This is a genomic window from Massilia rhizosphaerae (assembly GCF_016093545.1).
Taxonomy (GTDB): domain Bacteria; phylum Pseudomonadota; class Gammaproteobacteria; order Burkholderiales; family Burkholderiaceae_D; genus Telluria; species Telluria rhizosphaerae.
In genome coordinates, this window is the sequence record NZ_JADKYX010000031.1 from 20,165 (window position 1) to 43,772 (window position 23,608).

The 23,608-nt window shown below is 66.9% G+C and carries 23 protein-coding genes; 13 read left to right on the plus strand and 10 right to left on the minus strand.

Going from position 1 to position 23,608, the window contains the following annotated elements:
- The first annotated feature begins 55 nt into the window (after nucleotides 1–55).
- Nucleotides 56–631: a hypothetical protein gene (locus tag ISF28_RS29495; protein ID WP_198120746.1), complete on the plus strand. Its 576-nt coding sequence runs from the start codon at nucleotides 56–58 to the stop codon at nucleotides 629–631.
- Nucleotides 632–656: 25 nt separating this feature from the next.
- Nucleotides 657–1,256 (plus strand): NAD(P)H:quinone oxidoreductase, encoded by a 600-nt coding sequence (gene wrbA, locus ISF28_RS29500; RefSeq protein ID WP_198120747.1) that lies wholly within the window; start codon nucleotides 657–659, stop codon nucleotides 1,254–1,256.
- Nucleotides 1,257–1,272: 16 nt separating this feature from the next.
- Here wrbA and ISF28_RS29505 read toward each other — a convergent pair whose 3' ends face one another.
- Nucleotides 1,273–3,234, minus strand: coding sequence for an APC family permease (locus tag ISF28_RS29505; RefSeq protein ID WP_198120766.1), 1,962 nt, complete (start codon nucleotides 3,232–3,234; stop codon nucleotides 1,273–1,275).
- 146 nt (nucleotides 3,235–3,380) lie between these two features.
- Here ISF28_RS29505 and ISF28_RS29510 point away from each other — a divergent pair, with 146 nt between their 5' ends.
- The 4 genes from ISF28_RS29510 (at nucleotide 3,381) to ISF28_RS29525 (ending at nucleotide 7,687) form a co-directional block, all read left to right on the plus strand.
- The gene (locus ISF28_RS29510; protein ID WP_198120748.1) at nucleotides 3,381–5,387 is read left to right on the plus strand and encodes an ATP-binding protein; all 2,007 of its coding nucleotides are present in this window, start codon (nucleotides 3,381–3,383) and stop codon (nucleotides 5,385–5,387) included.
- Nucleotides 5,377–6,075 carry a two-component system response regulator KdpE gene (gene kdpE / locus ISF28_RS29515; RefSeq protein WP_198120749.1) on the plus strand — a complete coding sequence of 233 codons (699 nt, stop codon included), beginning with the start codon at nucleotides 5,377–5,379 and terminating at the stop codon, nucleotides 6,073–6,075. The genes ISF28_RS29510 and kdpE overlap by 11 nt, the downstream gene beginning before the upstream one ends.
- Nucleotides 6,076–6,177: 102 nt before the next feature.
- Complete coding sequence (locus tag ISF28_RS29520) at nucleotides 6,178–6,861, plus strand: choice-of-anchor E domain-containing protein (RefSeq protein ID WP_198120750.1); 684 nt, start codon at nucleotides 6,178–6,180, stop codon at nucleotides 6,859–6,861.
- 139 nt (nucleotides 6,862–7,000) lie between these two features.
- A complete protein-coding gene (locus ISF28_RS29525) occupies nucleotides 7,001–7,687 on the plus strand; it encodes a choice-of-anchor E domain-containing protein (RefSeq protein WP_198120767.1) in 687 nt (228 codons plus the stop codon).
- A gap of 21 nt (nucleotides 7,688–7,708) precedes the next feature.
- Here the strand turns inward: ISF28_RS29525 and ISF28_RS29530 are convergent, their stop codons facing one another.
- The 4 genes from ISF28_RS29530 to ISF28_RS29545 form a co-directional block, all read right to left on the minus strand.
- Complete coding sequence (locus ISF28_RS29530; RefSeq protein ID WP_198120751.1) at nucleotides 7,709–8,599, minus strand: cupin-like domain-containing protein; 891 nt, start codon at nucleotides 8,597–8,599, stop codon at nucleotides 7,709–7,711.
- A gap of 62 nt (nucleotides 8,600–8,661) precedes the next feature.
- Entirely contained in the window at nucleotides 8,662–9,996 is a 1,335-nt protein-coding gene (locus tag ISF28_RS29535) for an MFS transporter (RefSeq protein WP_198120752.1), read from the minus strand.
- A 14-nt stretch (nucleotides 9,997–10,010) separates the two neighbouring features.
- The gene (locus tag ISF28_RS29540; RefSeq protein WP_198120753.1) at nucleotides 10,011–10,802 is read right to left on the minus strand and encodes a substrate-binding domain-containing protein; all 792 of its coding nucleotides are present in this window, start codon (nucleotides 10,800–10,802) and stop codon (nucleotides 10,011–10,013) included.
- A gap of 24 nt (nucleotides 10,803–10,826) precedes the next feature.
- The gene (locus ISF28_RS29545; RefSeq protein ID WP_198120754.1) at nucleotides 10,827–11,918 is read right to left on the minus strand and encodes a porin; all 1,092 of its coding nucleotides are present in this window, start codon (nucleotides 11,916–11,918) and stop codon (nucleotides 10,827–10,829) included.
- Nucleotides 11,919–12,026: 108 nt separating this feature from the next.
- Between ISF28_RS29545 and ISF28_RS29550 the strand changes: the two genes are divergently transcribed.
- From ISF28_RS29550 to ISF28_RS29580, 7 genes are all read left to right on the plus strand, one after another.
- Nucleotides 12,027–12,932, plus strand: a complete 906-nt coding sequence (locus ISF28_RS29550; RefSeq protein WP_198120755.1) for a LysR family transcriptional regulator — start codon at nucleotides 12,027–12,029, stop codon at nucleotides 12,930–12,932.
- A gap of 191 nt (nucleotides 12,933–13,123) precedes the next feature.
- Complete coding sequence (locus ISF28_RS29555; protein WP_198120756.1) at nucleotides 13,124–14,362, plus strand: ABC transporter substrate-binding protein; 1,239 nt, start codon at nucleotides 13,124–13,126, stop codon at nucleotides 14,360–14,362.
- 1 nt (nucleotide 14,363) lies between these two features.
- Nucleotides 14,364–15,251 (plus strand): carbohydrate ABC transporter permease, encoded by an 888-nt coding sequence (locus ISF28_RS29560; RefSeq protein WP_198120757.1) that lies wholly within the window; start codon nucleotides 14,364–14,366, stop codon nucleotides 15,249–15,251.
- Nucleotides 15,248–16,180: a carbohydrate ABC transporter permease gene (locus ISF28_RS29565; RefSeq protein ID WP_198120758.1), complete on the plus strand. Its 933-nt coding sequence runs from the start codon at nucleotides 15,248–15,250 to the stop codon at nucleotides 16,178–16,180. The genes ISF28_RS29560 and ISF28_RS29565 overlap by 4 nt, the downstream gene beginning before the upstream one ends.
- A 2-nt stretch (nucleotides 16,181–16,182) precedes the next feature.
- Nucleotides 16,183–17,235: an ABC transporter ATP-binding protein gene (locus ISF28_RS29570; RefSeq protein WP_198120759.1), complete on the plus strand. Its 1,053-nt coding sequence runs from the start codon at nucleotides 16,183–16,185 to the stop codon at nucleotides 17,233–17,235.
- 73 nt (nucleotides 17,236–17,308) lie between these two features.
- Complete coding sequence (locus ISF28_RS29575) at nucleotides 17,309–18,337, plus strand: LacI family DNA-binding transcriptional regulator (protein WP_198120760.1); 1,029 nt, start codon at nucleotides 17,309–17,311, stop codon at nucleotides 18,335–18,337.
- A 97-nt stretch (nucleotides 18,338–18,434) separates the two neighbouring features.
- Entirely contained in the window at nucleotides 18,435–19,826 is a 1,392-nt protein-coding gene (locus ISF28_RS29580) for a GH1 family beta-glucosidase (RefSeq protein WP_229519456.1), read from the plus strand.
- A gap of 111 nt (nucleotides 19,827–19,937) precedes the next feature.
- Here ISF28_RS29580 and ISF28_RS29585 read toward each other — a convergent pair whose 3' ends face one another.
- From ISF28_RS29585 to ISF28_RS29605, 5 genes are all read right to left on the minus strand, one after another.
- Nucleotides 19,938–20,189, minus strand: a complete 252-nt coding sequence (locus ISF28_RS29585) for a hypothetical protein (protein WP_198120761.1) — start codon at nucleotides 20,187–20,189, stop codon at nucleotides 19,938–19,940.
- Between the two features lie 82 nt (nucleotides 20,190–20,271).
- A complete protein-coding gene (locus ISF28_RS29590) occupies nucleotides 20,272–20,733 on the minus strand; it encodes a hypothetical protein (protein WP_198120762.1) in 462 nt (153 codons plus the stop codon).
- Between the two features lie 28 nt (nucleotides 20,734–20,761).
- A complete protein-coding gene (locus tag ISF28_RS31345) occupies nucleotides 20,762–21,013 on the minus strand; it encodes an Imm74 family immunity protein (RefSeq protein ID WP_198120763.1) in 252 nt (83 codons plus the stop codon).
- A gap of 19 nt (nucleotides 21,014–21,032) precedes the next feature.
- Nucleotides 21,033–21,350: a hypothetical protein gene (locus ISF28_RS29600; RefSeq protein ID WP_198120764.1), complete on the minus strand. Its 318-nt coding sequence runs from the start codon at nucleotides 21,348–21,350 to the stop codon at nucleotides 21,033–21,035.
- Nucleotides 21,347–23,608, minus strand: a 2,262-nt coding sequence (locus ISF28_RS29605) for a glycohydrolase toxin TNT-related protein (RefSeq protein WP_198120765.1), incomplete at its 5' end; no start/stop codon positions are given. The genes ISF28_RS29605 and ISF28_RS29600, both read right to left, overlap by 4 nt.

Genomic DNA, 23,608 nt, shown 5'->3' on the forward strand with positions numbered 1-23,608 from the left:
GCGTCGTCCATCCACACCACCACATCCAATCGATCCAACCGGGAGAAGACTTCGCATGAGCACGGCACTGAGGGACGCACTCAAGAACAACACCAAGCTGTGGGCGGCGAGCTGCTGTCCGCGAGTATCGGTCGATATCGGGCAGGCCGTGTATGGAAGGGTGATGGACGACAGGAGTCCGACGACACTGACCGCGGCGTCGAGCAGGATGCAGATGGCGGCGGCGATCGGTTTCGGCGGGTCCCAATCGGAAACGGCGGTGTGGCATTTGCAGACCGCGCCCGCCATCCATCACTTCGTGCTTGTCGCCTGGTACGACACTGCCGCGGGCGAGCAATCCTATACGATATTCATGGCGTTCGAGGCGCCCAATCCGCCGGTGCAGGGGCGGATCGGCTACAATTTTCGCCAGTACGTCCAGAACTCCATGGTCCCGCAACTCAGCAGGGGCTATCGCGATAAATGGACGGTCACCGAAGTGATGGCGATGCTGTCCGACCTGTTCGCGAGCGACGTCGCCTGGGGCCAGTATTTCCAACCCGGCGCCAGGGATACGGTCAATTCGATAACCTGCTACAAATACGATGTCATATCGGTGGACAAAGCGATCCGAAACGTCAACAACTATTGATGCGCGACGCGCCGAAGGAGCGGGCATGGCCAAGGTACTGGTGCTGTATTACTCGACGTATGGACACGTCGAACAGATGGCGAACGCGGTGGCGGAAGGCGCGCGCGCCGCAGGGGCGACCGTGGACGTGAAACGGGTGCCGGAAACGGTGCCGGACGACGTGGCCCGCAACGGCCACTTCAAGCTCGACCAGCCGGCGGCCGTCGCGACCGTGAACGAGCTGCCTGGCTACGACGCCATCGTCATCGGCGCGCCCACGCGCTACGGCCGCATGCCGTCGCAGATGGCCGCGTTCCTGGACCAGACGGGCGGCCTGTGGGCCAAGGGTGCATTGAACGGCAAGGTGGGCGCCGCGTTCACGTCGACGGCGACCCAGCACGGCGGCCAGGAGATGACGCTGTTCTCGATCATCGCGAACCTGCTGCACTTCGGGATGGTCGTCGTGGGCCTGCCGTACAGCTTCGCGGGCCAGATGACCCTGGACGAGATCACCGGCTGCAGCCCGTACGGCGCCAGCACCATCGCCGGCGGCCAGGGCCAGCGCCAGCCCAGCAAGAATGAGCTGGACGGCGCGCGCCACCAGGGCGAGCTGGTGGCGCGGACGGCGCTCAAGCTGTTCGGCTGAGTGTCCGGCCGAGTCCTCACACCTTCATCGGCAGGATGATCATCTGCAGCCCGTCGAAATGCAGGCGGCGCTGGATGGTCAGCGCGGCCTGGTTGTGCAGCAGCCGCGTGAACAGGTTATCGCGCTGGAACACCAGCCGGCTCGTAAAGAACACGGCGTGCGGAAATTCGCCGGCCAGGTCGCGGCACATGTCCGTCAGGGTGGCGACGGCGTCCGTGCCGAACGCGAGGCGCGACGTGGCGGGGATGCCGTGGCTGCGGCAGAACCCGACGAAGTCGTCCAGCGTCGCTTCCGCCTGCGCTTTCAAGGCGCCCAGCGCGCCGTCCCCGCCGTAGGCGTGGGCGTCGACGCTGCGGGCCGACACGAACACGACGTTCTTGAAGTGGCCGGGGAACATGCGCTGCACCCACAGCAGCGCATGCAGCCCGCCGCCGCGCGAACTGCCGACGATGAACACGGCCGTCGGCGCGTCCGGCCGCGGCGCCGGCGTGTCCGTGCACGTGCCGCGCGGCTGGGCGGCGAACACGGCGTCGACGTCGTCGATGCGCTTGCGCGTGTCGGCATAGTGGGCGCGCACTGCCAGGCAGGCGGCGATGACGAGGCCAGTCAGCAGCAAGGTCACCCAGCCGCCTTCCATGAATTTTTCCACGACCGTGACGGCCAGGATGCCGGCGGTGACGGCGAGGCCGCACAGCGAGAGCAGCAGGCGGCGCAGCCAGCGCGCCTCGCCGCGGTGGCGCAGCCAGTAGCGGCACAGGCCCAGCAGGGACAGGCTGAACGTGAGGAACACGTTGATGCTGTACAGGACGACGAGCAGGTCCACGCGCCCGCCGCTGGCCAGCAGCACCAGCATGGCGGCCACGCCGAGCAGCAGCACGCCGTTCTGCGTGACGAGGCGGCTCGACAGATAGCGGAACTGGTGCGGCACCCACGAGTCCTGCGCCATGTTGGCCAGCACGGCCGGACCGCCCAGGAAGCCGGTATTGGCGGCGACGAGCAGCAGGCCGGCCTCGCACGCCAGGGTCGCCGCGAGCGCCACGCCGAGCAGCGGACCGTCGAGGCCCGCATGGCGCAGGATCGCGCGGAAGGCGACGGCGTTCAGGGTCTGGCCATCCTGCGGCGCAGCATTCCACAGCAGGTACAACAGGATGATGCCGCCGGCCGTGAACGCGAGGCTGCACGCCATGTACAGCATCGTCCTGCGGCCCGTGCGCACGCGCGGCTCGGCCAGCGAATTGACGTTGTTCGACACGGCCTCGATGCCCGTGTACGTGCCGCCGCCCAGCGAATAGGCTTTCAGCAGCAGGGCCAGCGTGAAGACCCACGACGTCTGGCCGGCGAGGTTCGTCGTTTCGCGCCACGTGTCGGGCAGCAGGGCCGGGATGTGCCCGGCGTGCGCGGCCACCCCGTACACGATCAGGAGGAAATGCGTGGCGACGAAGCCGAGGAAGATCGGCAGCAGGACCCGGATCGATTCCTTCACGCCGCGCAGGTTCAGCCAGAGCAGGAAGACGACGAGGCCCAGCTCCGCGCCCAGCTTCCAGCCCTGGAAGGCGAGCGGCAGCAGCGAAAACAGCGCGTCGACGCCGCCCGCGATCGAGATCGCGACGGTCAGCACGTAGTCGACGACGAGGGCGGCGCCGGACACGAGGCCGGCGTGCGGTCCGAGCAGCACGGTGGCGATGCGGTAGCCGCCGCCGCCCGTCGGGAACAATTCGATCACCTGGTTGTAGGCGAACGCGATGACGAACACGGTGGCGGCGGTGGCCAGGGCGAGATACAGGCCGAAGTGGGCGTGCGCGCCCAGCGCCTTGAACGCTTCTTCGGGACCGTAGGCGGACGACGACAGGCCGTCGGCGCCGAGGCCCACCCAGGCGAGGAACGCGGCGAGCGCGAGGGAGTGGCGGGTATCCTGGCGGAGCGGGTCGAGGGGCCGGCCGAGCAGGGCGGTGCGCAGGGTCGCGAGCGTGGAGGGCATGGTGGCGTGGGGTTCGTGGAACAAGGCTGTCACGATAGGCCGGCGCGCCGAAAATTGTCGTAAATGGTGGCACGGCCCGTGTAAATGCCGCGTAAACGCATCCGATTTTTATGCCGCTTTTACGGACGATCGCTTACCATCCTCGCATGCAGAATTCCGAATCGACGACTTCCTCCGGCTGCGGCGCCGTGTGCGCCGTGCTCCGCGCCGACGCTTCCGACGAGCGCACGGTCGCCCGCGCGGCGCAACTGGCCGCGCCGTCCGGAGCGCCATGGCATGCGGTGCTCGTCGAGAATGCGCAGACCCGCCGCCGCGGCGAGGCCGCGCGCCTGCGCACGCTCGAACTGCTGCGCCAGGCACACGGCCGGGGCGCCGTGACGGCCGTGCTGGAAGGACGCGACGCGGCCGCCGTCGCCGCCGCGTACGCGCGCCGCCACGGCTGCGCGACGGCCGTGCTGGCGCGCGAGGCCGCGGCCGCGCGGTGGCAAGCGCCGTTCGCGCGCCGGCTGGTGCGGGCTGCGCCGGGGCTGGATCTCGTCGAAGTCGCGGCGCCGGCGGACGACGTCGCCGCGCCGTCCGCCGGACTCGCGCCGGATGCGCGTCCCGACGGCGCGCCGGCGCGGCGCCGCTACCTGGCCGCCGTCGGCGCCAGCCTGGCGACGGCCCTCGTCGCGCTGCCGTTGCTGCCGCTGCTGGACGTCGCCAACGTCGGTATGCTGTTCCTGCTGACCGTGGTCCTCGTCGCGATCCGCCTGGGCCGCGGACCGGCGATCGCGGCCACGCTCGTCGGCTTTTGCGCGCTGGTGCTCGCGGCCCCGCGCCGCCAGTACGACGTCAGCGAATTCAAATACACGGTGGCGCTGGCCGTGATGCTGGCCGTCGGCTGGATCACGGCGCGCCTGACCTCGGACCTGCGCGAACAGGCTCAGGCCGCCATCGGGCGCGAGGCGCGCACGCGCGCGCTGTACGAATTCGCCCGCGCGCTGTCGGTCGCGCTGCAGACGGAGCAGGTGTTCGAGATCACCCGGCGCTTCCTCGCGCGCAGTTTCGACGCCCGCGCCGCCATCCTGCTGCCGGACGACGCCGGCCGGCTGCGCTGGCCGGAACCCGGCTGCGAGGCGGACGAGCGCGCGCCGGTGTTGAGCGTGCTGGACATGGCGGCCGCCCAGTGGACGTTCGACCACGCGGCGCCGGCCGGCGCGGGGACGTCCACCTTGCCCAGCAACCCTTACCTGTACCTGCCGCTGCTGGCGCCGATGCGTTCGCGCGGCGTGCTGGCCGTGCGCGTGCCCGACGTCGCGGCGCTGCTCGTGCCGGAACGGCGCGAGCTGCTGGACGCGTTCGCCGCGCTGGCCGCCATCGCGCTGGAGCGCGTGCATTACGTGGACGTGGCGCAGGACGCGGTCGTGCGCATGGAGGGCGAACGCCTGCGCAACTCGCTGCTGGCCGCGTTGTCGCACGACTTGCGCACGCCGCTGACGGGGCTCGTCGGCCTGTCCGAGTCGCTGACCTTGTCCCGGCCTCCGCTGGCCGCCGCGCAGATGGAGCTGGCGCATGCCCTGCGCGACGAGGCCAGGCGCATGAGCACCCTCGTCGCCAATCTGCTCGACATGGCGCGCATCCAGAGCGGCGGCGTGAAGCTCAACCTGCAGTGGCAGGTGATCGAGGAGACGATCGGCAGCGCCTTGCATGCCTGCCGCTGGCAGCTGGGGGCGCGCACGGTCGGCACGCGCATTCCGCGCGGCCTGCCGCTCGTGCGCTTCGACGCCACGCTGCTCGAGCGGGTGCTATGCAATCTGCTGGAAAACGCTGGCAAGTACACGCCGCCCCACGCGACGGTGACGGTGGCGGCGTGCGCGGACGACGGCCGGCTGCGTGTCACGGTGTCCGACGACGGCCCGGGCCTGCCGGCCGGCCGCGAGGACGCGCTCTTCGAAAAATTCGTGCGCGGCCAGCAGGAATCGAATATCGCCGGCGTGGGTCTGGGCCTGGCCATCTGCCGCGCCATCGTCGAAGCCCATGGCGGGGGCATGCGCGCCTGGAACCTGCCCGACGCCGGCGCCTGCTTCGAACTGAGCCTGCCGCTGGGCGAACCGCCGCCGCTGCCCGAGCTCGAAACCAACGACACCCGAACCGACCAGCATGAACATTGAATCCGCCGCACCCGTCGCCCTCATCGTCGAAGACGAGCCGCAAATCCGCCGCTTCGTGCGGATGGCCCTCGAAGGCGAGGGCTGGCAGGTGCACCAGTCCGAGACCCTCAAGCGCGGCATGATCGACGCCGGCACGCGCACGCCGGACCTCATCATCGTCGACCTCGGCCTGCCCGACGGCGACGGCGTGCAACTGATCCGCGACGTGCGCGGCTGGAGCCCCGTGCCCATCATCGTGCTGTCCGCGCGCATCGACGAGGCGGACAAGATCACGGCGCTGGACGCCGGCGCCGACGACTACCTGACCAAGCCGTTCGGCATCGGCGAGCTGCTCGCGCGCGTGCGCGCGGCGCTGCGGCGCCAGCACAAGGCGGGCGGGGAGCCGTCCGCGCGCATCGTGTTCGGGGGCGTCGAGGTCGACCTGCACAAGCGCACGGTCCAGCGCGACGGCCAGCCCGTGCACCTGACGCCGACGGAATACAAGCTGCTGTCCGTGCTGGTCGCGAACCTGGGCCGCGTGGTCACCGCGCCGCAGCTGCTGCGCGAGGTATGGGGCCCGTCCAACGCGGACAATGGCCACTACGTGCGCATCTATATGGGGCATCTGCGCCAGAAGCTGGAAGACGATCCCGCGCAGCCGCGCCACTTGCTCACCGAGACGGCGGTCGGTTATCGGCTGCAGCCCTGAGGTGCCGCGAACCGGCGGCGCCCTTGAGGGCCGCTAAGGACAGCGAATGTTTCATATCGTAATGTTTTATTTCTCAAATGAATCATTACGAAGGAGCGTGACATGACGAAACGAACACTTGCCGTGCTGGCAATGGGCGCCGCTGCGGGCGCATTGCCCGCGGCGCAAGGGGCGACGCTGAGTTACAGCGCCGCCGAAGCGATGGCCACGACCAACTGGACCGACGTCCTCAGTTTCTCGAAGTTCGATACGAGCCTGGGGACGCTCACGTCGATCCGGTTCGACCTCACCGGCGTCGTACAGGGCATCGGCAACGCCGAGAGCCTGGACGCGTCGCCCACCTCGGTGACACTGAGCCTGGGATCGCTGCTCGGCCTGACCCGGCCGGACCACAGCACGCTCGTGCTGGCCAATCCGGTCTTCAGCCAGAATTTCGATTTGATGGCGTATGACGGCGTCATCGATTTCGGCGGGACGTCCGGCGCGACGACGGGGAGCGTGTCGGCATCCGGCGCGAACTTATTCGTCAGCAGCGACGCCGGCGACCTGGCGCTGTTCTCCGCGCCGGGCGGCGGCACCATCGACCTGGGCCTCTCCGCCAGCGGCAATTCGTACGGTTCGGGTTCGGGCAACCTGATCACGCAATTCCGTACCGGGGCGGCGGGCAGCGCGCAGGTGACCTATACCTTTTCGCCCCTGGCGACCGTGGCGGAGCCGGGCAGCCTGGCGCTGATCTGCGGCGGACTGGGGCTGGTCGGCGCGGCGCGGCGCCGCAGGAAGGGGTGATCCGGCAGCGTCGCAACCTCGGGTCAGGGCGCCATCGTGCTAAATGGTATATGCATATGGAAATTTTGTTCATTATCCAAGTTATAATAGAAAGCTGCAGTACCTGTTAGCAACTTGATATGAAAGCATAAAAGGGATAATGAAGAAGACATTTGCATGCATGGCGCTCGCCGCCGCCCTGGCACCGTTCGCATCCGCGCACGCGGCCGTGATCACCTACACCGACAGCAAGGCGCTGACCACGACCAATTGGTCGGACGCGCTGTCGTTTTCCAAGTTCGACACCAGCCTGGGCACGCTGACGTCGATCCGTTTCGACCTGGAAGGCGTCGTGCAGGGCGTCGGCAGCGCGGAAAGCCTGGACACGTCCGCGTCGACGGTCACCCTGTCGCTGGGTTCCCTGCTGGGGCTGACCCGTCCGGACCACACCACGCTGGTGGTGACGAATCCGGTCTTCACCCAGACCTTCGATTTCACCGCGTTCGACAACTCGGCCAACTTCGCCGGCACCTCGGGCGGCAGCACCGGCACCGTGTCGGCGACGGGCTCGAATTTCTTCGTCAGCAATAACGCGAGCGACTTCGCTCTGTTCTCGTCCCTGGGCGGCGGCACGATCGCCCTGGGCATCGACGCCATCGGCAATTCCAGCGGCACGGGCTCGGGTAACCTGATCACGCAATTCAATACGGCGGCGTCGGGTGTCGCGAAGGTCACCTATACCTACACGCCGACGACGCCGACCGGCGACGTCCCGGAGCCCGCCAGCCTGGCGCTGATCTGCGGCGGCCTGGGCCTGCTCGGCGCGATTCGCCGCAAGAAGGCGTAATACCCCGCTTCCGGAACTCGGTCAGGGCACCTGGCGCTGCAGCGCCGGGTCGCCCTTCAACGCCAGCGGCAGCGCCCTGGCCCAGCGGTTGACCGATAAGGAAAACGTCAGCGCGCGCACCTGGTGATACCAGCCGGCCGGCACGTACAGCATGTCGCCGGGTTCGACGATGCATTCGACGAGCGTGGCCCGGCGCGCGAGCGGATAGGTGTCGAAGTCCGGATGTTCCGGGTCGAACGGCGAGCCGACCAGCACGGGGTTCGCCTCGCGCACGTACAGGAATTCGTCGTGGTGGGGCGGTGCGAGCACGATTTTTTTCCTGCCCCACACCTGCGCGAAGATGTTGTCGTCGTAGTCGCAATGCAGCGGCGTCACCGTGCCGGCGGGGCCGAGCCAGAACCGCGGCGGGCCCATCTTGCCGAAATAGCCGGGCCAGTGGCACATCCCGTTCAACGCATTGAGCTCCAGGTTGCCGACGTACGGCGGCAATCCATCCGCCGCGTGCGCGACGAGATCCAGATACGCCGCCATCGACAGGTCGCGCATCGCGCGGTCGGGCGCGAACGCCGTGCCGATGTAGTCGCCGACGCGGGCCCGCACGGGCAGGGCGCCGAAGCGCTCGCGCAGGACCTCGGGCGTGAGCGTGCAAAGAGGCCAGCGGCCGACCACGCCCGCGATCATGAACGGCTGTCCCCGTTCCGCCTGGGCCTGGAACGCGGCGCGGGTCGGCGACTTGAAGCGGGGGACGGCGGCCAGCGGCGGGAGCGCGCGCGCCGCCGCGCGGATCGCCGCGCGCATGGCCGCGATCGACGTCACGCCGCGCACGGCGGCCGCCTTGCGGGCGCGGGCGTCGGGCGCCGCCGGATCGGGGAAGGGGTCGTGCGTGCGGGTCACCTGCGCTCTTTCGGACATCGTTGCGGGGTCGGGCCCCGCATGATACGGAAAGCGGGGCGCCCCGGCAAGCCGGCCCGGGGTCAGGCCGGCGTCGCGTCGCGCGCCTTGACGACGCCGCGGAACACCAGGAACGTGGCCACGAGGCTGACCGCGCCGGCGCACGCCATCCAGTAGCCGGGCGCCGCCTTGTCGCCGGTGGTTTCGATCAGCCACGTGGACACGAGCGGCGTCATGCCGCCGAACAGCGCCGTCGCGAGGCTGTACGCCAGCGAGAACCCGGTCGTGCGCACCTGCACGGGAATGATTTCCGTGAGCGCGACGAGGGTGGCGCCGTTGTAGCTGCCGTACAGGAAGGACAGCCACAGCTCGATCATCACCATGTTGCCGAAGCTCGGATGCGCGATCAGCCAGGACAGCGCCGGATACGCCGTCACCGCCGCCAGCGCCGAGCAGACGGCCATCACGGGCCAGCGCCCGATGCGGTCCGACACCGCGCCCATGACGGGCAGCCAGATGAAGTTCGACACGCCGACACACAAGGTCACGAGCAGACTGTCCTTGGTGGACAGCTTGAGGACGCTCTTGCCGAACGTGGGGGTGTACACGGTGATCAGGTAGAACGCCACCGTCGTCATCACCACCAGCATCATGCCCGCCGTGACGAGCGGCCAGTTGCGCCCTATCGTGCGCAGCATCTGGCGGAACGTCGGGTGGCTCTTCTGCGCCAGGTAGGCCTGGGTCTCCTGCAGCGAGCGGCGGATGACGAACACCACGGGAATGATCGAGCAGCCGATGAAGAACGGGATGCGCCAGCCCCAGTCCGCGATCGCGTCCTTCGGCAGGACCTGGTTGAGGCCATAGCCCAGTCCCGCGGCGAAGATCACGGCGACCTGCTGGCTGGCCGACTGCCAGCTGACGTAGAACCCCTTGTTGCCCGGCGTCGCCATCTCGGACAGGTAGACGGACACGCCGCCCAGTTCCACGCCGGCGGAAAAGCCCTGCAGCAGGCGGCCGAGCAGCACGAGCAGCGGCGCGAGGAGGCCGATGGTGGCATAGCCCGGGACGAACGCGATCAGCGCCGTGCCCGAGGCCATGATCGCCAGCGTCAGCACGAGGCCCTTGCGGCGGCCGATGCGGTCGACGTAGCTGCCCAGCAGGATGGCGCCCAGCGGACGCATGAAGAAGCCCGCGCCGAACGTGGCGAACGTCATCATCAGCGCAGCGTATTCGCTGGACTTCGGAAAGAACGCGCCCGCGATCTGGTGGGCGTAGAAGCCGAACAGGAAGAAATCATACATTTCGATGAAGTTCCCGCTCGTGACGCGGATGACCGCGCCGAGCTTCGACGGCGCGCGCGCCGTTGCCGGCGCGGCGGATGCTGCCTGGGGTGCCTTGGCGGCGGATTGGCTTGTCATGACGATTCCTGGTTTCAGCGGGCGGCCGTCACCGGCTGCAGACCGGTCGCCTCGATGGCGGGCGCGTTCGCGGGTGCGGACAGGAAGCGCAGCAGGGCGCGCGCGGCGTCCGGGTGCGGCGCGCCGCGCACGACGGCGCCGGCGAACTGCGTCGTGAGCTGCACTTCCTGCGGCAGCAGGCCGACGATGTCGATGCCTTGCACCGGTTTCAGTTCGCTCTGTTGCTGGCAGCCGAAATCGGCGTCGCCGTGCGCGACGATCTCGCCCACCGGCGTCGCGGGGATCTGCGCCGCCTTGCCTTCCATCTGCCGCTCGATGCCCAGCTTGTCCAGCAACTGGTGTTTGATGTATTCGCCGCTCGCGCTGTCGGAATACGCGACGTGGCGCGCATGCAGGAACGCCTGGCGCAGGCCGTCGACGGTGCCGATGTCCGGCTTGGCCGCGCCGTGGCGAACGGCGCACGCGATCGGGGCGTTCGCGAGGACGACCTTGCTGCCCGGTTCCAGGCGGCCCTCGGCCATCAGCTTGTCCAGCGCGCCGCCGACCATGATGACGACGTCGATCGGCTCGCCGCGCGCGAGGCGGGCCGGGATCGCGTTCTTCGTGGCGCCCATCGACGGGCCCCATGCGGACACGAGGCGGTCGCCGCTGGTCCGTTCGAACTGGCCGGCCAGGTTCTTGTAGGCCTGGGCGAAGCCGCCCGAGCTGACGACGTGGACGTCGGCGGCGTGCGCCGCGCCGCTGGCGGCCAGCGCGACGGCGGCGAGCGCCGCGAGCAGCTTGCGTTGGGGTTGAAGTGGTCGCATGTCGGTCTCCTTGTGGCTATGTAGTCAGAATGTGTGCTTGAGGCCCAGCGTGAGGCCGGCGCCGTGGCGGTCGTTGGCCCGCGCGGCGGTGAGGCCGGCGGCGTCGCCGCGCCACACGGTGTAGTCGGCTTCCGCATAGGCGGTGGTGCGGCGCGCGAGCGTCTTTTCGAGGAACAGGAACGCGCGGTCGAAGCCGTCGTCGCGGTAACCCGTCGCCTCGCGCCGGACGTCGTACCAGGCCGTGGTGAGGAGCAGGCCATATGCCAGCGGACGGCTCACGCCCGCGGACAGCACCCGCTGGCGCACGGTCTTGCCCGGGCCGGTGTCGGCGTCGTTGCGGGCGGCGTTGGCCTTCACCTGCCAGGGGCCCAGGCGCACGGCCGTGCCCAGCGTCCAGGCGTCGAGCGGCAAGCCCTCGCGGCTGCGGAACCGCATCGTCGCGCCGGAGACCACCCAGTCCGCGCGCCGGTACGCGAGCGCGACGCCGCGGGCGCTCGACGCCGACGCGTCGCCCGCCACTTCGCCCGCCGAATACGCGGCGCGCGCCTGCCACGGGCCCGCGTCCGCCGTGTACTTGATCGTGTTGTCGAGGCGGTAGAAGTTGTCCGAGTAGCCGCTTGGGCCGTACTGGCGCCCGAACGCATGGGTGCCGAACGCGGTGTTGGAGAGGCCCGCCACGTTGACGTTCGGGTTGAAGGAGGCAAAGCGTTTGCCGAGCGGCTCGACGGGAACGAGGGCGTCGGACAGGAGGTTGGTCTGGCGTCCGGCGGCCACCTGGCCGTACGGGGTGTCGAGGCCGGCCCAGGCCAGGCGGTCGAACAGCCGGTCGCTCTTCGCCGCCGCGCCGGTGTCGGCATTGATGCCGCCTTCGAGCCGGAACAGGGCCTTCAGGCCGCCGCCGAGCGACTCCTGGCCCTTGATGCCCCAGCGGCTGGTGTTGTCGATGCCGCTGTTCACGGACGTGGTCGAGCCGGACGGCATCGGCTTGTTGTTGGCGGCCAGGCCGCCGGCGGCGCGCACGCCGACGTCGACGATGCCGTACAGGTTGACGCCGTCCTGGGCGAGGCAGGTGCCGCTGGCGGCGAACAGCAGGGTGAGGGCGCAGGTGTGGCGCACGATGTCTCCTTGGTGGATGCCTTCTTGGCGAGGCCGTGGTTGAGTGGAGCCATGATCCATCAAATGGCATAATTTGATAATTGCAAATTTCCAGCGTATTAATGCACCATGCGCATCAATTACGATCTGCACGATCTACGGGCCTTCGTCGCCGTCGCCGAACGGGCCAGCTTCCGCCAGGCGGCGGCCGACCTGTTCCTGTCCCAATCGGCGCTGAGCCGCCGCATCGACAAGCTGGAGGAGGGGCTGGGCGTCAAGCTGTTCGAGCGCACCACCCGCCGCGTGCAGTTGACGAACGTGGGGCAGGCTTTCCTCGTGAACGTGCGCACGGCACTGGACGGCCTGGAAGACGCCGTGCTGGGCGTCGCGGATCTCGCCGCGCTGCGCACGGGCACGGTGACGCTGGCGTGCGTGCCGTCCGCCGTCTGGCATTTCCTGCCCGCCGTGCTGACGCGTTTCAGCGAGCGCTTTCCGCGCATCCGCGTGCGCGTGCATGACGAGAGCGCGCAGGACGTGCTGAACCTCGTGCTGGCCGGCGAAGCGGATTTCGGCATCAACTTCACCGGCGCGGAAAATCCGGAGATCGTGTTCGAACCGGTCTACATCGAGGACTACGTGCTGGCGATGCGGCACGACCATCCGCTGGCCGGGCGGACGTCGCTGACCTGGAAGGAAACCGTCGGCGAACGCTATATCTCGGTCGCCAAGTCGAGCGGCAACCGCACCGTCATCGACGCCGCGCTGGCCGGCGTCGAGAAGCATCCCGTCATCCTGTGCGAGGTCAACCACGTGTCCGGCGTCCTGGCGCTCGTGGAGGCGGGCATGGGCGTGGCGGCCGTGCCCGGCCTGTCCGTGCCGCCGGGGCGGCCGGGCACGATCGTCGGCGTGCCGCTCGTGAATCCGGCGATCCACCGCACCCTGGGCCTGATCAGCAAGCGCGATCACAGCATGGCGCCGGCGGCGCGCATGCTGTTCGACATGCTGACGGAGGCATTGGTGCGGCACGACGGCTGACCGCCGCTGTTGTTTTGCTGCAATTCCGCTCGCCCGGGCCGCGCCTTCGTAGGACAATCGAATATTTGTGTTTGACACCGATTTTTTCCCGGTGCTATAGTCGGGCGAGGGCCATGGGAACGTTTCCAGGGGAGCGCCATGACCGAACAGAACAGGCGCGGGCCACGGCCGCACGCCATAACGGAGACAGCATGTACGGAACCCGCAGGCGGCTCGGTGCGGCCGCGCTGTGCGCCTCATTGTGCGCGAGCGCGGCGGCGCAAGGCGGGCCCAGGGCCGAAGTGATCCACTGGTGGACGTCCGGCGGCGAATCGGCCGCCGTGAAGCAGGTCGAACAGGCCTACCGCGCGGCCGGCGGCACGTGGGTCGATACCGCGATCGCGGGCGGCGACCAGGCGCGCGCCGTCACCATCAACCGCATCATCGGCGGCAATCCGCCCACCGCGGCGCAGTTCAACACCTCCAAGCAGTTCCTCGACATCATCGAGGAAGACATGCTCAATCCCGTCGACGACATCGCCCGGCGCGATCATTGGGACCAGGTGCTGCCGGCCCCCATCATCGACGTCATCAAGGTGCGCGGCCACTGGTACGCGATTCCGATGAACATCCACATGCAGACGTGGATCTGGTACTCGACATCGGCGTTCGCCAAGGCGGGCATCAAGCGCGAGCCGGCCAGCATGGACGAGCTGTTCGCGGACCTCGACAAGTTGAAGGCGGCGGGCCTGATCCCGCTCGCGCACGGCGGTCAAGCGTGGCAGGAGATCCTGCTGTTTTCGATGGTGCTGTCGAATATGGGCGGGCGCGACCTGTACCTGAAAGTGATCCGCGACCGCGACCCGGCCGCGATCCGCTCCGACGCCTTCCGCCGGGTGCTGGTCGCGTTCAAGCGCCTGCAGGGCTACGTGGATCCGGCGTCCCCGGGCCGCAACTGGAACGACGCGACGGCACTCGTCATCAGCGGCAAGGCGGGCATGCAGATCATGGGCGACTGGGCCAAGGGCGAATTCCTCGCGGCCGGCCAGGTGCCGGGCCGCCAGTTCGGCTGCCTGCCGGGCCTGGGCAAGGACAGTCCGTACCTGATCCAGGGCGACGTGTTCGTGTTCCCGAAAACGACGGACGCCGCCACCTTGCGCGCGCAAAAGCTGCTGGCCGACGTCGTCGAAAAGCCCGCCGTGCAGCTCGCGTTCAACCGGCTGAAAGGATCGATCCCCGTGCGGCGGGACGCGGACGACAGCCAGTTCGACGCCTGTGCGCGCAAGGGGATGGCGATCCTGCGCGACCCGCGCCGCCCCGTCGGCGTGGCCGAGGTGTACCTGCGGCCGGACCAGAACGGCGCGCTGCAGGACGTGATCACCGCCTTCTGGAACACGGACATGCCCGTCGCACGGGCGCAGAACAGCATCGCGTCGGCGCTGCGCTACTGACATGGCGACACCGACCCGCACCCGCACCCTCGCCCGCGCCACCCCGTACGCCGCGCTGCTGCCGATGGCGATCGTGGCCGCCTTCGGCTACCTCGGCGCCGGCGTGTGGACGTTCTATATCTCGCTGACCGGATCGCGCACGTTCCCGACCGGGCCCTACATCGGCCTCGCGCAATACCACCGCCTGTTCGACAACGAGCGCTGGATGCTGTCGCTGCACAATCTGGCCGCGTACGGCGCGCTGTTCGTGCTGGCGAGCCTCGTCATCGGCTTCCTGCTGGCCGTGTTCATCGACCGGAACGTGACGGGCGAGGGCGTGTTCCGCACGATCTTCCTGTACCCGTACGCGCTGTCGTTCGTCGCGACAGGCCTCGTGTGGCAATGGCTGCTCACGCCCGGCGACGGCCTCGATGGCGCGCTGCGCGCGCTCGGCGTCGAACACGTCCGCATCGACTGGATCGTGTCGCAGGACCATGCGATCTACACCGTCGTCATCGCCACCGTGTGGCAGGCGTCCGGGCTCGTGATGGCGCTGATGCTGGCGGGCCTGCGCGGCATCGATCCCGAGATATGGAAGGCCGCGCGGCTGGACGGCATCCCCGTGTGGCGCGTGTACGCCCAGATCGTCCTGCCGATGCTGTGGCCCACCGTCGCCACCGTCCTGCTGCTGCTTGCGACGGCCGTCGCGAAGCTGTACGATGCCGTCGTCGCGATGACGCAGGGCGGCCCCGGCATCGCCAGCGAAGTGCCGGCCAAGTTCATCATGGACCACCTGTTCCTGCGCTCGAACGTGGGCCTCGCGTCCGCCGGCGCGATCGTGATGCTCGTCCCGGTGCTGGCGCTGCTGGCACCGTATGCCTATGCCCGCAGCCGCAAGGAGGCCGCATGAATCCACGGACCATCGTGCCGCCGCTGCCGGCCGCCACGCCCGCCGCCGCACGCCGGGCCGGCGCCCGCCGCACGCGCCGGCGTTTGACGCCCGCGCGCATCGGCCTGTACGCGTTCCTGCTCGCGGCCGCGCTGTTCTTCCTGCTGCCGCTGTACGTGATGATCGTGACGTCGCTGAAGACGATGGACGAGATCCGCCAGGGCGGCATCTTCGCGCTGCCGCACGCGGCGACGCTCGAACCGTGGCGCCTCGCGTGGGGCGGCGTGTGCACGGGCGCCGCCTGCGACGGCGTGCGCACCGGCTTCTGGAATTCCGTCGCGATCACCGTGCCGTCGACCGTCCTGCCCATCCTGCTGGGCGCCGTGAACGGCTATGCCCTGTCGTTCTGGCGCCCGCGCGGCGCGAACCTCCTGTTCGGCATCCTGATGGCCGGCGCGTTCGTCCCGGTGCAGGTGATGATCTATCCGCTGGTGCGCGTGCTGGCGCTGGCCGGCATCTTCGGTTCGCTCCCCGCGATCGTGCTCGTGCACCTGGTCTTCGGCATGCCGGTGATGACGCTGCTGTTCCGGAATTACTATTGCGGCGTGCCGCACGAATTGTTCCAGGCCGCGCGCATCGACGGCGGCGGCTTCTGGCGCATCTTCGCGCAGGTGATGCTGCCGATGTCGCTGCCCGTCGTCGTCGTCGCCGCGATCATGCAGGTGACGGGCGTGTGGAACGACTACATCCTCGGCCTCGTGTTCGCGGGACGCGACCACATGCCGATGATGGTCCAGCTGAACAACGTGATCAACACGACGACCGGCACCCGGCAGTACAACGTGAACATGGCGGCCACGATCCTGACGGCCCTGGTGCCGCTCGCGCTGTACTTCTTCTCGGGCCGCTGGTTCGTGCGCGGCATCGCCGCCGGCGCCGTGAAAGGATAGGAATGACCAACGTCTCGCTGCGCAAACTGAACGTCGTCCTGGGCGGCAAGCCCATCATCCGCGACCTCGACCTCGCCGTCGAGCCGGGCGAATTCCTCGTCCTGCTCGGCCCTTCCGGCTGCGGCAAGTCCACGCTCCTGCACAGCATCGCGGGCCTCGTCGATTGCGATTCCGGCGCCATCGAGATCGGCGGCCGCGACATGACGGACTTCGATCCGAGCGAACGCGGGATCGGCATGGTGTTCCAGTCGTACGCGCTGTATCCGACGATGACGGTGGAAGACAATATGTCGTTCGGCCTGCGCATCGCCGGCACGCCGAAGGCGGAGATCCGCCGCCGCGTGGACCGCGCCGCCGCCATGCTGCAGCTGGACGCGCTGCTGCGCCGCAAGCCCGCGCAGCTGTCGGGCGGGCAGCGCCAGCGCGTGGCGATCGGGCGCGCGCTCGTGCGCGAGGCCCAGGTGTTCCTGTTCGACGAACCGCTGTCGAACCTGGACGCCAAGCTGCGCGCGGAGCTGCGGCGCGAACTGAAGCTGCTGCACCAGGCGCTCGGTTCGACGATGATCTACGTGACGCACGACCAGGTCGAGGCGATGACGCTCGCGAGCCGCATCGTCGTCATGCAAGGCGGCGCGATCCAGCAGGTCGGCACCCCGCTGGAGGTGTACGAGCGCCCGGCGAACCGCTTCGTCGCGGGCTTCCTCGGCGCGCCGGCGATGGCGTTCGTGGACGGCCAGCTGGACGACGCCGGGCGCTTCGCCGCGGACGGCATCCGCTTGGTGCCGGCATGCGAGGCGCGGCCGGCGGGGCGGCTGGCCGTCCTCGGCGTGCGGGCGGAGCACATCAGCATCCGCGAGGACGGCGACCTGCGCGGCGCGGTGACCCTGGTCGAGACGATGGGCAACCACCAGGTCGTGTGGCTGCGCTGCGGGAAGGCGTTGCTGGCGAGCCTCGTGCACGACGCGCGCCGCATCAAACCCGGGGACGAGGTGGCCTTCGCGATCGATGCGGCGCGCGTGTCGCTGTTCGATCCGGTCTCGGGAATTCGACTGTGAACGCGCAAATACAGTATCCTTACGCCGCGCCGCCCCGGCGGCCCCATGAAACGACAGGATCGAGGAAGAGTTTGTGGCGACTATCAAGGACGTAGCGAAGCTGGCCGGCGTCGGCCTGGGCACCGCGTCGCGCGTGGTGAGCGGGAAGGGCTCCGTGTCCCCGGCGACGCTGGCGCGCGTGAAGAAGGCGATCGACGAGCTGGGATTCCGGCCGTCGCACGCGGCGCGCGCGCTGCTGTCCGGGACGAGCCGCATGGTCGGCGTGTACATCCCCGTGCTGAGCGGAACGTTCTACACGCCGATCCTGCAGATCATCGACACGGAATTGCGCGCGGCCGGCGTGCACATGGTGCTGGCGTTCGGCGTCGGCCTGGGCGACGAGCGGCGCCAGGCCATCGAGGGCGTCGACTTCCTCGTCGAGCGGGGTTGCGACGGCCTCGTCGTGATGACGAGCGCCCTGCAGGAAGAAGACGTGGCGGCGCTGGGCGCCAAGGCCGGCCAGCTCGTCGCGCTGAACCACTGCTTCGCATCGATGCCGGACCAGGGCTTCACCGTCGACCACACCTTGGGCGGGCGCCTCGCGGCGCGCGCGCTGCTTGACCACAAGCACCGCAAGATCGCCGTCGTCGAAGGACCGCGCCAGCTGGAGGACAACCGCGCCCGCATCAACGGTTTCATGAGCGAGCTGCGCGAGAACGGCATCGACCCCGCGAAAGTGTGGCGGCTGGAGAGCGATTTTTCGCCGGCCGGCGGGTGGGGCGCCGCCAAGCAGTTGCTCGATTCCGGCTACGCGTGCACGGCGCTGTTCTGCGCCAACGACGAGATGGCGGTCGGCGCGCTGTCCTATTTCCAGGAGGCGGGCATCCGCGTCCCGCACGACCTTTCCGTCATCGGCTACGACGACACGCCCAGCGCCGAATTCTCCGCCCCGCGCCTGTCGTCCGTGCATATGCCGTGGCGCGAGATGACGCAGAACGGCGTCAACGCCTTGCTCAACCTGTGCTACGACCTGCGCCGGCCCGTCACGCGCGAGTTCCCGGTCAGCGTCACCCTGCGCGCGTCGCTGGCGAAGGCGCCCGCCGGGAGGCGCAAGGCCGTTTGACACCGGCACCACGACTGCCGGCGCGCAGCCGCTTGCGCGCCTTTTTTTGCGACGGGGCTGGAAAGCTTTCCAAATTCACGACAACGAGAACACCACAATGACTACACGCGATATGCCGGCGGCCAGCCCGGCCCCCGGCCCCGAACCGCATGCCCCCGGACGCCACGAGTTCGGCCCCGATTTCCTGTGGGGCTGCGCCACCTCGTCGTACCAGATCGAGGGCGCGGCCGACGCCGACGGCCGCGTCGAATCGATCTGGGACCGCTTCGCCGCCACGCCGGGCACGATCCGCGACGGCTCGTCCGGGCGCGTGGCCTGCGACCATTACCATCGCTGGCCGGAAGACCTGGACATCGGCCGCGACCTGGGCCTTTCGGCCTACCGCTTCTCGATCGCATGGCCGCGCATCTTCGACGGCACCAGCCGCGCGCCGAACGAGAAGGGTCTCGATTTCTATTCCCGCCTCGTCGACGGCATGCTGGAACGGGGCCTGCAGCCGTGGGCCACGCTGTACCACTGGGACCTGCCGCAATGGCTGCAGGACCGGGGCGGCTGGGCGGATCGCGCGACGGTCGGCGCGTTCGTCGACCTGGCCGACGCGCTGACGCGCCGGCTGGGCGACCGCGTCAAGCACTGGATCACGCATAACGAACCGTGGTGCACGGCCATCCTCGGCAATTACGAAGGCTGGCACGCGCCGGGCATCAAGGACCTGCGCACGGCGCTGCAGGTGGCGCACCACGTGCTGCTGTCGCACGGCCAGGCCGTGCCGGTCATCCGTGCCAACGTGCCGGACGCGCGCGTCGGCATTTCCCTGAGCCTGCACCCGCTGCGTCCCGCGAGCGAATCGGCGCGCGACCTCGCCGCCATGGAACGGCACGACGGCCTGCGCTACCGCTGGTTCCTCGATCCGTTGTACGGCCGCGGCTACCCGGCGGCGACGCTGGCGCAGCTGGGGGACGCGGTGCCCGTCGTGCTGCCCGGCGACCTGGACGTCATCGCGGCGCCCACGGACTTCCTCGGCGTGAATTACTACTTTCCGGAGACCGTGGCGGACGCGCCGGGCCACGGCCCGCTGGACACGCGCATCCTGCCGGCGCAAGGGGAGACGACCGCGATGGGCTGGCCGGTGGCGCCGCAGGGCCTGTCGGAACTGCTCGCGCGCATCGCCCGCGACTACCCGTGCGGATCGCTGTACGTGACGGAGAACGGCGCGTGCTACGACGACGTCGTGGCCGACGACGGCGCGGTGCGCGACGTGGCGCGGCGCCGCTACCTGATGCGCCACCTGGCGGCGCTGCGCCAGGCCGTGGCCGACGGCGTGCCGGTGCGCGGCTATTTCGCGTGGAGCCTGCTGGACAACTTCGAATGGGCGGAGGGTTATACGCGCCGCTTCGGCCTCGTGCACGTGGACTACGCCACGCAGCAGCGCCGCCTGAAGGACAGCGCGGCGTGGTATCGCGCGTTCCTGCGGGCGGATGTGGATTGAGGATCGGCTCAGGCCAAGGCCCGCAGCGAATTGCGGAGCCTTTCTCGTAGCCTTCCCGGATATTGTCCGGTCGTAAATCAACACCTATTTTCCTGCGAGCTTTCTCATTGCTTATTCTGCGGCTACAACCGCTTCGCCGGCAGGAAGAGAGATTGGCCAATATTCGATAACTAGTCTTGATACACAATTCAAATCAGAATGCGGAATGAGTTCGCGATTGTTTTCAACTTGTTCCAAATAGGCGGCTAGAGTTTCTCGAGCAAAATCTAAGTGCTCGGGAGTGACTCCCGAGTCAGGCGGCAACGAGTCGATTTGTTGAAGGGCAAAGCGAAGCTTCGATGCGACGGTTTCGGTTTTAGTCATGGCAGCTTATGGTTTGCTTAATCTGTTAAGATCAACTATGAACTTTTTGACTTGGCCATCTGGGGGGGCACATTTTTACACGTTAAACCTTTAAGCTGGGTTGATTTGAACTGCGCTGGAATGTAATATCCAAACTTAGATCACCTTGCTTGACATCGTAAAAAAATATGGCCCGTCCCCATTCGCAGGAATCTAAAAAAGCAGTACTTGGATGATTGCTGATTAAATTTTGATTTAAAGACTTCTCGCATGCTTTTAGTATTTTTGATTCAAGGACGCTAGATTCGAAAAATCCAATCAAATCAAATAAAAACGTTACGGCGCACACTCTTCCTCCTCCGACTTCTATCACGCCATCGGCCGACTTTCCGCAAACACTGGCTTTTCTCGATAAGCGATATTGTGTTCGCCCCTCATCTGTTTGAATCGGTGGCGAACATAGTTTTGCAATAGATCCGGCGAGAACGCCGTTTTCGTCAACCGCTATGGGCGCTGAATCAAGAGAAGCAGAACCGTGTTTTAAATCAAATTTAATGATATGCATCACTAATTCCTATGCGTGATGCGTACTACTATTCGAACTCGATAACCGAGCCGCGATCCTGAAAATATTTTCGAATTGCGCTAACGACCTCCTGTTTCTCGGCTTCATTCAAGGCAACGTTTGGTGGCACTTCCCAGTTATTCAATGAGTTCAAATAGACGACGTAACTTGGTTCGGTTGGCGCTGAGGCAATGAGCGCCTCGCCTAGAACACGTACAATCTTGTCTCCGCGCTTCAACCGTATGTCTCCCCGCGAGACGTGAACGATTTCAAAGATCATGCCCAATGCAGTTCGTTTTTTAGATAGTCGACCAATCGATCGTCTCTTTCTCACCTGTTAATCGAAAAATAAAGTAGTTGACTGCATGAAACTCATTTGAAAATATTGCTACATCAAAATTCGTTCCGCGTTCGGTAGTACACACCAACCAATAATCGTTTGCCTTCTGAATAACTAGTTCCCCAAATCCGGCCGCGAGTTGGCTACCAAGGGCGTATTCATTCCTATTGACCCCTTTTGTATCAAGAAACTGTCGAACTTTATCGAACAATGGCTCGATTGTCACCGCATTTTGGTGAGTCTTTTCAAAGTCGAATCCTGGTAAATCAATAATCATGAACTTCTCCTTAAGCAACCTGAAGCAATTAACTGCTCTACTGATTTTTCCGTCTTGTATTGGGTGCCCTTTCCAACCTCATCAAACCATGGTGTTGCTGGGCCAGATTCCACAGCAATCGGTTTGGTGACTTCATATTGATGATAGGGGACTAGTTTGTCGGTCCCTGGTGGTAGCGCACGTCCTTCATACGAAGCACCAATTGGCGCCAGAAAACGACCGCGTTCTCCGCCATAACGATCAAGCTTAGTACCAACAACCAATGTCTCTTTCGTTGACGCTCCATGAAACCCATCATTAGGCGGATACCACCAATTGCCATCGGGTTTTTTCCAACCCGCTGCTTTCGCAACCTCTCTCTCTGCAGCACATGGATCATTCTTTTCTGCAGCACGACGAGACATTCTTCGCTGTGCCGAATTGCCAGATAGCCCGAGCGGATCTAGCCAACCAACCGGGTTCGGAGTGTATGCATAAGTATTAATGCCGCCAAGTAGACCTATCGGATCCTGCGTGAGGTAGCGCGCCATGTCGGGATCGTAGTAACGATGCCTGTTATAGTGCAGCCCCGTCTCTTCATCAAAGTATTGTCCCTGAAATCGTATCGGATTCCGTATCCCGGCCTTGCGCGCCGCCTCGCCGATCGCCTCCTTCGCCTGCCCCCACGCCTTGTACTGCGCCGACCACGCGACCTTGCCTTCATGGTCGGTCAACTCCTGCGGCGTGCCTAGATGATCGCATTGATAGAAGGCGATCTCATCCTTACCGAACGGCTCGGCTTCCTGCTCGTACTCACCGCTCCACAGCGGATCGAGCGCAATATCGTACTTGCCGTCGTTGCCCGCCATCAGCGCTTTCACATCGGTGGTGGGCGCCAGCCGAAGCGCCTGGCTTCGGGTGGCCTGCACCAGCGGCACGAAACTGTCGCGCTCGTATACATAGTGCACCGTCCGTTCGCTGGCCGCATGGCCCTTGCGCACGCTGCTTTCCAACGCCAGCGTGTCGCCGTCCCAACCGTACATGGTTCGGGCCGTCTCCCGGAAGACGGTGCCCTCCACCGCCTGGCTGTGCTTGGCAATGCGCCGCCCCAGCGGATCGTAGGCAAAGGTGGTGACGCCATGATCGGTCATGGCGCGGGTCATCCGGTTGAACGCATCCCATGCATACTCGGCCCGAAGACCGTTCTGTGTACGTTCCACGAGGTTGCCGCGTTCGTCGTAGCGGTAGCGGACACCGGCATATTCTTTGAGCAGATTGTCCAGCAGTTTCGGCAGCGGGGCGCGACGGGTGATCGGCTCCTGCTGCGCGGTATCGGCTGCCTGGATGTTGCCGGCCGGGTCGAAGGCGAAGGTTTCATGACCCAATGCGCTGTTTGCCGCCAGCAGCCGTCCGACCGGGTCGTAGCGGTATTCGACAAGGCCGCGCCGGCTGTCTTCGAGGCTGGTCAACTGGCCGGATGCGTCGTAGCGGTAGCGCCGCAGGATCTCGGCTTGCATGCCGGCCTGTACGCCGGGACGGTACGGGTCGGGGTAGGGAGGCCGGTCTTTCCGGCTGGCCTGCGCGATGGCGCCGAGCTGCTGTTCGATCAGGCGCCCAAGCGGGTCGTACTTCATCGTTTGCAGCAGGCCGTTGGCCTGGGTGCGGCCGATTTCCTGGTACAGCGCGTCGCGCTCGAAGGAGACGAGGTCCTGCCCGTCGAGCAGCAGGCCGTGCACGTGGCCGGCGCCGTAGGTCAGCCAGTCGATGCGGTGGCCGTCGGGGCGGGTGGTGCCGGTGCGCTGGTTGAGTTCGTCGTAGCGGTGGTGCCAGACCGCGGTGCGTTTGTCGGGGTGGAACGGGCCCTGGTAGTGCTGGTGCTCGCGGACCAGGTTGCCGGCAGCGTCGTAGACCCATTGCAGCCGGGCGTGGTCGTTCTTCGCTTCGGCCAACTGGCCGTTGGCGTTGTAGGCGAAGGTTTCGGTTTGCTCCGGCTGGCCGGGCGGCGCGGCCCGGCGTTGGACGAGCCGGCCCATGGGGTCGAAGTCGAGCCGGGTGATCACGCCGGCTTCGACGGTTTCCGCCAGCACGCCGCTGGCTTCGTCGTAGCGGTATTCGGTGACCTTGCCGTCGAAGCCCTGTTCCTGCAGCAGGGGGCCGACCGGGTCGTACTGGAAACGGTAGACGCTGCCGTTTTCGTTTTCCAGCGCGGACAGGCGGCCGAGCGCGTCCCACTGATAGCGCAGACTGTGTCCAACGGCGTCGATACGCTTCGCGATCAG